This is a genomic window from Kitasatospora sp. NPDC057512 (assembly GCF_042802135.1).
Classification (GTDB): domain Bacteria; phylum Actinomycetota; class Actinomycetes; order Streptomycetales; family Streptomycetaceae; genus Kitasatospora.
This window is the reverse complement of the sequence record NZ_JBHVET010000343.1, coordinates 1-8,436: the sequence shown is the minus strand read 5'-3', so window position 1 is coordinate 8,436 and position 8,436 is coordinate 1. Positions and strand designations below refer to the sequence as shown.

Sequence of the window (8,436 nt, the reverse complement as noted above, 5' to 3'; positions counted from 1 at the left end):
CAGCCGTCACCCCGCCCGCCGGTACCGGAGCCGGCGGAAGCGGTGGCAACGGCAGCGCCGGCGGCACGGGAGGCCAGGGAGGAAACGGCGGCGCCCCGAGCCCCAACCCCGGCTCGCAGCCGGGCGGCTCCGGCAACGGTGGCGACACCGGTCGGCAGGGCGGCGCGGGTGGCCCCGGCTACATCCTGATCACCTGGTAGCAACACCCTTGGCGTGGCCGGGACTTCACCGAGCACCGATCGCCGAAGACCCGGCCACGGTGAGGAGCGGTGCCGGCGCAGCCCCGCCACCCAAGCCGCGGCCACGGCAAGTGTCTTCACCGCGCCGCTCCCGGCGTCTCTCGGCCGAGGGTCTCCCCGTGGAAGCGGCGGTCATGGCGGTCCGGGCTGCGCGCTGATCACCCGATGGCAACACCGGGGCCGAGACGAGGTGAAAGCGGCTGCCGGTCTTCCGACTTGGTCGATGAGGTGAGTGGCCGACAGGTGTGCCCGGTCGATGTGCGGTTCGTTTCGTTGCGTTTCCGAGGGATGGAGAAGGTGTCATGGCAGAGTCGGGCGTGGAGGTCGTGAGGCTGCGGTGGGTCGTCGTGGGTGTTCCCGTGGTGGTGGGGTGTCTGCTGGGGGGTGTGTTTCCCGCTGTGGCGGCTCCCAGGGACGGGAGGTCCGCGGCCGCGGTCCAGGCGTTGGGGCAGCAGGAGTTCACCAACCCGGGGGAGTACCTCTTCACCGTGCCGGCTGAGGTGAACGCCGTGACCGTGTACGTGGTCGCCGGTGGCGGTGCCGGCGGTGCTGCCGGTGGCGGCGGAGGAGGCGGTGGGGGCGGTGGCGGTGGGAGCTACGTCCTGGGCCCCGCCGGTGGTGGCGGCGGTGGCGGCGGAGCCGGTGGTGGCGGCGGCGGTGCCGGCGGCCAGGGGGTGCTCCCGGCCAGGGCTCTGTAGCTCTGCCCGTCACCCTTCCCGCCGGTGTCGGTCAGGGAGGTTCCGGCCTCGACGGCGCGAGTGGCGCAGCCGGAGGAGGCGGAGGCCACGGAGGGGGTCCCGCGCCCAGCCCTGGCAGTCAGGCCGGCGAGAGCGGCACCACCGGACAGGCCCCCGCCACCGTCGGCCACAACGGTGGGCCCGGCTACGTCCTGCTCACCTGGTCGTAAATGTGCCGCCTGACCCCGCCCCGCCGACCTTCCGGAGGGCGTTGCGGGGCGGCGGTCAGGCGAGGTTGGGGAGCGGCGGGTGCCGAGCCCCCGTCGGGGGCCGGGGGTGCGCCAGAAGAGGCTGAACTCCGTGATGATGCGGAGGATTTCTGCAGCCGTCGCCCACACGGTCAGCGGGTCGTGCGCCCGGTCCTCGTACGGTTCCCTCTCCACCGGGAGGACCTTGACAGCGACGAGCTGCCGCAGGGCTTCCTCGTACAGGGCGGTCTGCCGGCGGGCTTCGGAGATCCAACCCGCGACGAGTCGCTCGAACGCGGCCTCGGCCTCCGGGTGGCCTTCAGGCGGCTGCAGGAAACGACCGTCGAGCCGCCGCTGGGCAGGTTCGGCTTGGCGATCGCGTCGGGGGATTTCGGTGGCCCGCAGGCCGGCTCGTGCGACTGTACGAGCCGGCCCGATTCGGGACCGCCGGAGTCGTCAGCGGGAGGTGGGCGGCTTCGGCCGTACCGTCCCATCTGTGGCGGCCGTGAGGATGTCTCCGAGGCGGAGCCAGGCGCTGGGTCCGGAGTTGCCGATCGGGCTGTCGGCGAATCGCTGCCAGGCCTGGTGGTCGTCTCCGAGCGCGGCTTCGACCAGGGCGAGCACGGTGGGATGCGTGCTGTCGTAGCGGTGCCCGCGTGCCTTGAGTGCGGTCCAGGCGGGCAGGGCGAGGACGGTCTCGCTGGAGCAGTCGGGCAGGGCGAGGATCTCCCGGGCCCATGCCTCGCGGTTGGCGGGGCTGCCGCCGAGCCTGTGGCGAAGCTCCCGGGTGAGCGTGTGGACGGCGTGGCGCGGGTCGGAGTGGCGGGCGAGGACCGAGGCGAATGCCGGTTTGCCGCGGCGGCCGTGCAAGGCGAGGGACAGCAGCGCCTTCTCCACGAGGTCGTCGTCGCCGGCGTGCCGGTCGAGGTACGCGTCGAGTACCTCCGCAGAGGCGGCGGACAAGCTTCGCACCGTCACCTCCTCGGGATCGCCGAGGGCCGTGCGACGGGTCGCGGGTGGCTGCGGGGCGGCGTCGGCGACGATCCGCGTGATCGCGTCCAGGAGTTCGTCGAACCGCCTGCGATCTTCCTGGGACTTGTAGTCGTAGGACTGGGGGCCGGACCGGCCGCGGCGGGCGTCGCGGATCACCAGCCGGACGGTCGCTTCGACGGCTGGTGTGAGCTCCGGAAGGTGGACCAGCATGTCGCGGATCCAGCGCAGGTCCGTGGCCCTGCTGATTCCGTAGAGGTCGTTCGGTTTCCAGGTCTGGAGGGCCTGCGCGGCGGTTGTGGCGAAGTGTCCTGCCAGGTCGGCGAGTTCGTCGATGTGGCTTCGCCAGGTGTGGGGATCGCCGTAGACGGGCTTGGCCTCGGCGGGGTTCAGGATGAGGCGCCACGGTCCGTCGGCCGCGTGGCTCACCCAGGAGACGGCGGAGTCGGTGCCCCAGTCGATGTCGAAGCCGTCGTCCCGTAGGTACAGGAACTCGATGTCCCTCCGGTCGGTCTCCTCCAGGGCGGAGAGCTCGGCGGCGAAGCGCTGTCGGGCCCCCTCCTTCGAGGAACCGTCCTGGAGGAAGGTGCAGATCCGGGTCGTGAGCATGGCGGCGTCGAACCGGGAGAGGTCATCCAGCGCGATCTGCCGGAGCAGCTTCGGCTCGACCGTCCACGGCACGCTGCCGAGCAGTTGGTCACGGACGACCCGGTTTGCCCTGGTGCCGGCGGTCATGGCGATGATCTGCGGGTGACGGTCAGGGTGCTGTTCGAGTACAGCCGACCACATACGTCCCCACGCGTCGAACGCCGTCCTGATCCGTTCGGACCAGGCACCGGAATCCTCGTTTTCCAGACGCGTGCGGTCGGGGCCGTCGGGGAGGAGCGCGACGGCGGCCTCGAATACCTCGTCGTGGAGGCGTTCCGTTCGCAGGACCACCTGTGCGGGCGTTGGTTCCTTGAGCAGCTCGGGCGTCATGTGCGGTGGCTGCGGAACCCGTCGGCGCAGTTCGCCGGCGACGGCCGCGCAGAGGTCGGCCGGGTGGTCGGCGGTGCCGAGGGATCCGAGCCGGCGGTCGGAGCAGCGGCGCAAGGCGTCGGCCCGCAGAGTCGGGTCGCAGTCGGGATGGACGAGCGCGAGGACCACCAGTGAGGTCGAGGCGGTGAGGTACTCGTATTCGCTCTCGGTCTGCCGCAGCCCGTTCGCCACGGCCGCCTCCAGTAGCCAGGAGGGTGCCGAATCCCGGTAAGGCTTGGTGAGCAGCGCCGCGAGGAGCGGTCCGGCCTGCTGGATGTCGGCCACGCCACGGGCCTGTTCGGCTGCCATCCGGGCCGCCGCGGACCCGGGGTCGGCACCGGCCGCGACAGCGGCCAGGAACTCCATCGGCAGCCGGGTTCCATGGGTGGCCATTCGTTGCTTCCCTACTTTGAGGCGACGCGTCGGACCCATCCTGCTCCAGCGGTCGGACAACCTGGGCCTGACGGGTGCGAGGACGGGACGGCCCGCCCCCGGCTTCATGGGGGGACAGCTCCTCGCCGCCTCCGGTGCGGTGTCCGGCAGGACCAGGTCCGGACCACCGACCGCATCGGCGGAACCAGCCTCGGCCGATTTCTGCCCCACCGTCCGGAGGCGCGTCAGCAACGCGCCCACCAGCGGAACTCCACCCTTCTCCGCGCCAATGTGTCTGCGGAATGGCTACTACATTTGCGGCTCTCTTCCGTCCGGCAGCGGTGGCACCCGGAACGTGAGGTCCGCAGGCGGGCGAGGTCGGACCTAGCGAGCGGGGCGGCGAGCCGCCACGAGGTCGGATCCGGGCGCCCGCACGACACGCAGCCCTGCGGCTTCGAGCTCCTCGGCGAGCCGCTCGGGCGGGACAGGCCACATGTCGAACGCCTCCCGGGCCTCGCGCAGGAGCTCCTGCTCGCGTTCGACGCGGTAGGTGAAGACCACGCGCAGGACGCCGTGATGGGGCCGGCGGGTGACGTCGGCGCTGTACAGGTCAGGACCCACCCGCACCGGGCCGAGCCGTCCCGCCGCCTCGCACCCGTCGGGCAGGTCGGCGGGCGGCGGATCGAACAGGAGCAGGCCACCGGGCAGCAGGGCTGCCGAGACCGCCTTCCAGGTGGCCCGCCTGGTCGGGGGATCCAGACAGGCGATCACGTTGGAGGCGACGGCCAGGTCCGCCACGGCCGTCAGGCCCGCCGCCGCGAGGGGCTCGGGGTGCACGGTGACGCGAGCGCGCTGGTCCGCCCCGAGGTGGGCCAGGCGCGACAGCAGGGCGGCGCGCATGGCCGGGGCCGGTTCGACGGCGTGGACGGGCACACCGGAGGCGCGCAGCAGGACCTCGGTGGCAGTGCCGGTGCCGGCGCCGACATCAAGGACCGCGTGGCGGGCCCGCGTGGCGGCCGCGGCGAAGCGCCGCTCGGCCAGACGGCGGTCGGTCTCGGCCTGCAGGAGATCGTAGAACTCCGCTGAGACCGCGCACCCGCCGTCGGGGGAGTCGTCCACGGCCGTGCGCTCAGCCGCGTACGGGCTGGAAGTGCGTCGGGTCCGCGAGGGCGATGGAACCGACGCGGGCGAGGAGTTCGCCGACATCGGTGTGGACCTCAAGGGCTCCGGCCGAGCGCGGGGCCCGCTTGCCGAAGCCGCCGGAGAGCACCGCCACGCGGGTGACCTGGGCCCCGGCGGCGGCCTGGACGTCCCACGGGGTGTCGCCGACGAACAGCGCCTCGCCCGGCATCGAAGCCTCCCTCGCTCCCGCCCCCGCCCCCGGCAGGTCCACCCTGTCGACGCTACGGCCCGACGACCGGCCACGCACGCGGCGCCGGGCCGTTTGCCCCGCTGTTTCCGGGAAACCCGAAGCAGTATGGAAACTGCCTGCCGGACCATCGTCATCGCCGATCGGGCCGAGGAGGAACTCGGGCCGGCCGACGTGTGGGTCGACGACGCGTTCGTCTCCGTCTTCGCCCCGTTCACCGAGGTCTCCCCGGAGGAGTTCCGGCGCGTCACCGAGGTCACGTACCTCGGCTACGTCTACGCCACCCGGGGCGCCCTGGCCCGGATGCTGCCCCGCGATGCCGGGGTGATCGTGCGGGTCGGCTCGGCGATCGCCTACCGCGGCATTCCGCTGCGGAGCGCCTACAGCGGCGCCAAGCACGCCATCCAGGGCTTCAACGAGGCATTGCGCTGCGAGCTGCTCGCCTCCGGTACCCGGGTGCGGACCACGATGGTGCAGAGGCCGGCCGTCAACACCCCGCAGTTCGACTGGGTCCGGTCCCGCCTGCCCCGTCGGGCGCAGCCGGTTCCGCCGATCTACCAGCCCGAGGTCGCCGCGCGCGCCGTGCTGTTCGCCGTCGACCACCCCGGGCGGCGGGAGTACTGGGTGGGCGGCAGCACGGTGGCGACCCTGGTGGTGAACGCCCTCGGCGCCCTCGCCGACGGGCTGGGGCGCGCGGCTGGACGGGGGCAAGCCGGTTGCCGGCGCTGGTAGCGGGTTCCTTTCACGGATGCGGGGAGCACGTACCCCGCAGTCATCGGACAGGAGTGTGTGACCATGCCTCGCGGATCGAGTCCCAAGCGGGAGCGGCAGTACGAGCACATCAAGGACAGTGCGCTGGAGCGCGGCGAGAGCGAGAAGCGCGCCAAGGAGATCGCCGCCCGCACCGTGAACAAGGAGCGGGCCCGGCACGGGGAGTCGAAGACCGCCAGCCGCAGCTCGGTGAAGGACATGTCCTCCTCCCGTCGCGGTGGGCTGCGGTCGCACAGCGGCGCCCAGGGGCCGACGAAGGAGCAGCTCTACAACGAGGCCAGGCAGCGCAACATCCACGGGCGCTCGAAGATGAACAAGAAGGAACTCGAACACGCCCTGGGCCGATAGGAGCTGGTCACCGTGGGTACCGTTCCCGTGCCGCCCGACCCCGATGTCACCCCGGTTCCGCCGTCGCCGTCGCCCCTGCCGCAGCCGCCCGGCCCGCCGGAGCCGCCGGAGCCGGTGGAGCCACCAGTGCCACCGGATCCGCCCGCGCCTCCCGGAACGCCCGAACCGCCCCCTGAACCGCCGGCCCCGCCCGGCCCGGGCGAGCCCACGGAGCCCACCTCGCCGGAGCCCGGGCACCCCCGCCCGTCGGAGCCTCCCGACTGACCCGGAGGCCATGACACGGCCGGGCGGTGGACGGTGTGCAGCCGCCGTTCGGCCGGTGTCGACTCCGGTCCGGTGGGCGCGTGGCCGCGGGTGTCGTCCCGGTGGGGCTCCGTGCTGTGGCCGGTCCCCGTCATCGTGGCTCCTTCTGGTCGGCGGTCTGCGCCGGGTGCACAGCACGCGGGCGTCCGCCCGGGGTCGACCGGCCCCGGGGGCGCGAGCCATCGGTTCGATGTATCGGATCGACAGCTCGGGAGGGTAGGTGCTGACGCGTGCCGGGACATGGTCCACGTCCGCTGACCGGGGATCGGAACGGACGTACGGTCCGGTGATCGCCGCCCCGACGCGGTGACGGTGGGGAACGGACGGTCGATGGAATTGAACGCGTTCAGAAGCTTGGGCTAGGCTGGGTTCCGAGGAGCCGAGGGCACGAGGGGGAAGCCATGAAGGTCGTCATTCCCGGTGGGTCGGGGGCGCTCGGGGCGCTGCTCGACCGGAGCCTGACCGCCGCCGGGCACCAGGTCGTGGTGCTGAGCCGCAGGCCCGCCGGGCCCCGGCAGGTCGGTTGGGACGGGCGGACCCTCGGTGCCTGGGCGGCGGAGGTCGACGGGGCCGACGTCGTGCTCAACCTCGCCGGGCGCAGCGTCAACTGCCGCTCCACCGAGGCGAACCGGCAGGAGGTGATGGACTCGCGGGTGCACTCGACCCGGATCGTCGGCGAGGCCGTCGCGGTCGCCCGCCGCCCGCCCGCGCACTGGCTCCAGATGAGCACCGCCACCGTCTACGCCCACCGCCACGACGCCCCCAACGGCGAGCGGGACGGCCTGATCGGCGGCGACGAGCCCGACGCCCCGCCCGCCTGGCGGCACAGCGTCGACGTCGCCCGGGCCTGGGAACGCGCCCAGGCGGAGGCCGACACCCCGCACACCCGCCGGGTCGCCCTGCGCACCGCCGCCGTCCTCGGCCCCGAGCGCGGCGGCTCCCTCGACGCGCTCTCCTGGCTGGCCCGGCTCGGCGCCGGCGGCCCCGTCGGGGGCGGCGCCCAGTACGTCTCCTGGATCCACGAGCGGGACTTCGCCCGCGCCGTCGAGTTCCTGATCGCCCGCGAGGACCTCACCGGCCCGGTCAACCTCGCCGCCCCGAACCCGCTGCCGCAACGCGCGTTCATGCGCGAGCTGCGGACCGCCTGGGGCATGCCGCTGGCCCTGCCCGCCACCCGCTGGATGGCCGAGCTGGGCGCCTTCGCGCTGCGCTCCGACACCGAACTGCTGCTGAAGAGCCGCCGCGTCGTCCCGACCCGGCTGCTCGACGCGGGCTTCACCTTCGACCACCCGAGCTGGCCGGAGGCCGCCCGCGACCTCGTCCGGCGGCTGCGCGGGCGGTAGCGCCTTCCGAAGCGTGGTGGGCCGGGTTCGTCACGGGGCCGTCACAGCTGCCCGCCGGCGCTTGCCCGGGCCCGGCGGCTCCCGGGAGCGTGGAGCCACACACAGGGGACACCAGGGGGCGGGATGCGGACGGTACGGCTGTCGCACATGCGGCGGCGGGTGGACATCATCGGCATGGGCTGCCTGCTGGCCCTGGTGACGGTGATCGTGCTGGGGGAGTCCGGTGCCGCCGGCCCGGGGACGGCCGTGTTCATCGGCGCCCTGGTGGCCGGCGCGGTGGCCGTCGGGGCGCCGCACACCTTCTGGCTGCGGGAGGAGGAGGACGGCCTCACCGTGGTCCGGCTGCTGGTGCCGCGCCGCTACGCCTGGGCGGAGATCCGCGGCCTGGCCATGGAGTTCGACGAGGAGCCGGAGACCAGCGTCCACCGGGTCACCCTCCGGCTGCGCCTGGTGGACCCGCCGGGCCGGTTCTGGGGCCCGCTGCTCGGCCAGTTCGACGTCACCGACGACGACCGGCCGCGCGGGCTCGAACCACGCGCCCTGGCCGAGCTGTTCGCCGTGTTCGGCCGGCACGGGCTGCCCGTCGACCGGCCGGAGTTCGCCGACGACGTGCTCCACACCCGCGGGCTGCCGCCGACGCCGCCCCCGCCGGTGCGGAGCGTGCCGGTCGGGCCGGTGCCCACGGCGGCGGAGGCGTACGCGGCCGCCCCGGGCGTCGAGGAGGAGGAGACGCACCTGGCCGCCGGCCGGACCAGCGCC

Annotated in this window: 7 protein-coding genes and 2 pseudogenes; 6 read left to right on the top strand and 3 right to left on the bottom strand. The window is 73.6% G+C overall.

Going from position 1 to position 8,436, the window contains the following annotated elements; genetic code table 11:
- A pseudogene (locus ACFU6K_RS22070) lies at window positions 1-200 on the top strand (hypothetical protein); the annotation flags it as partial.
- A 437-nt stretch (window positions 201-637) separates the two neighbouring features.
- On the top strand, window positions 638-937 hold the full coding sequence (locus ACFU6K_RS22065) for a hypothetical protein (RefSeq protein ID WP_380665515.1): 300 nt from the start codon (window positions 638-640) through the stop codon (window positions 935-937).
- 683 nt (window positions 938-1,620) lie between these two features.
- Here the strand turns inward: ACFU6K_RS22065 and ACFU6K_RS22060 are convergent.
- From ACFU6K_RS22060 to ACFU6K_RS22050, 3 genes are all read right to left on the bottom strand, one after another.
- Complete coding sequence (locus tag ACFU6K_RS22060; protein ID WP_380665513.1) at window positions 1,621-3,564, bottom strand: hypothetical protein; 1,944 nt, start codon at window positions 3,562-3,564, stop codon at window positions 1,621-1,623.
- Between the two features lie 363 nt (window positions 3,565-3,927).
- Window positions 3,928-4,662, bottom strand: coding sequence for a class I SAM-dependent methyltransferase (locus ACFU6K_RS22055; RefSeq protein WP_380665511.1), 735 nt, complete (start codon window positions 4,660-4,662; stop codon window positions 3,928-3,930).
- Between the two features lie 10 nt (window positions 4,663-4,672).
- Window positions 4,673-4,894, bottom strand: a complete 222-nt coding sequence (locus ACFU6K_RS22050; RefSeq protein ID WP_380665508.1) for an HAD family hydrolase — start codon at window positions 4,892-4,894, stop codon at window positions 4,673-4,675.
- A gap of 156 nt (window positions 4,895-5,050) precedes the next feature.
- Here ACFU6K_RS22050 and ACFU6K_RS22045 point away from each other — a divergent pair.
- The 4 genes and pseudogenes from ACFU6K_RS22045 to ACFU6K_RS22030 form a co-directional block, all read left to right on the top strand.
- Window positions 5,051-5,578: pseudogene (locus tag ACFU6K_RS22045) on the top strand (SDR family oxidoreductase); the annotation flags it as partial.
- Window positions 5,579-5,707: 129 nt separating this feature from the next.
- Entirely contained in the window at window positions 5,708-6,031 is a 324-nt protein-coding gene (locus ACFU6K_RS22040; RefSeq protein ID WP_380665506.1) for a plasmid stabilization protein, read from the top strand.
- A 704-nt stretch (window positions 6,032-6,735) separates the two neighbouring features.
- On the top strand, window positions 6,736-7,677 hold the full coding sequence (locus tag ACFU6K_RS22035; protein ID WP_380665504.1) for a TIGR01777 family oxidoreductase: 942 nt from the start codon (window positions 6,736-6,738) through the stop codon (window positions 7,675-7,677).
- 123 nt (window positions 7,678-7,800) lie between these two features.
- A partial coding sequence (locus tag ACFU6K_RS22030) for a hypothetical protein (RefSeq protein ID WP_380665502.1) occupies window positions 7,801-8,436 on the top strand: 636 nt, incomplete at its 3' end.

Coding starts and splice junctions, on each gene's coding strand:
- ACFU6K_RS22050 (WP_380665508.1), bottom strand. CDS start 4,894: ATGCCGGGCGAGGCGCTGTTCGTCGGCGACACCCCGTGGGACGTCCAG.
- ACFU6K_RS22035 (WP_380665504.1), top strand. CDS start 6,736: ATGAAGGTCGTCATTCCCGGTGGGTCGGGGGCGCTCGGGGCGCTGCTC.
- ACFU6K_RS22040 (WP_380665506.1), top strand. CDS start 5,708: ATGCCTCGCGGATCGAGTCCCAAGCGGGAGCGGCAGTACGAGCACATC.
- ACFU6K_RS22060 (WP_380665513.1), bottom strand. CDS start 3,564: ATGGCCACCCATGGAACCCGGCTGCCGATGGAGTTCCTGGCCGCTGTC.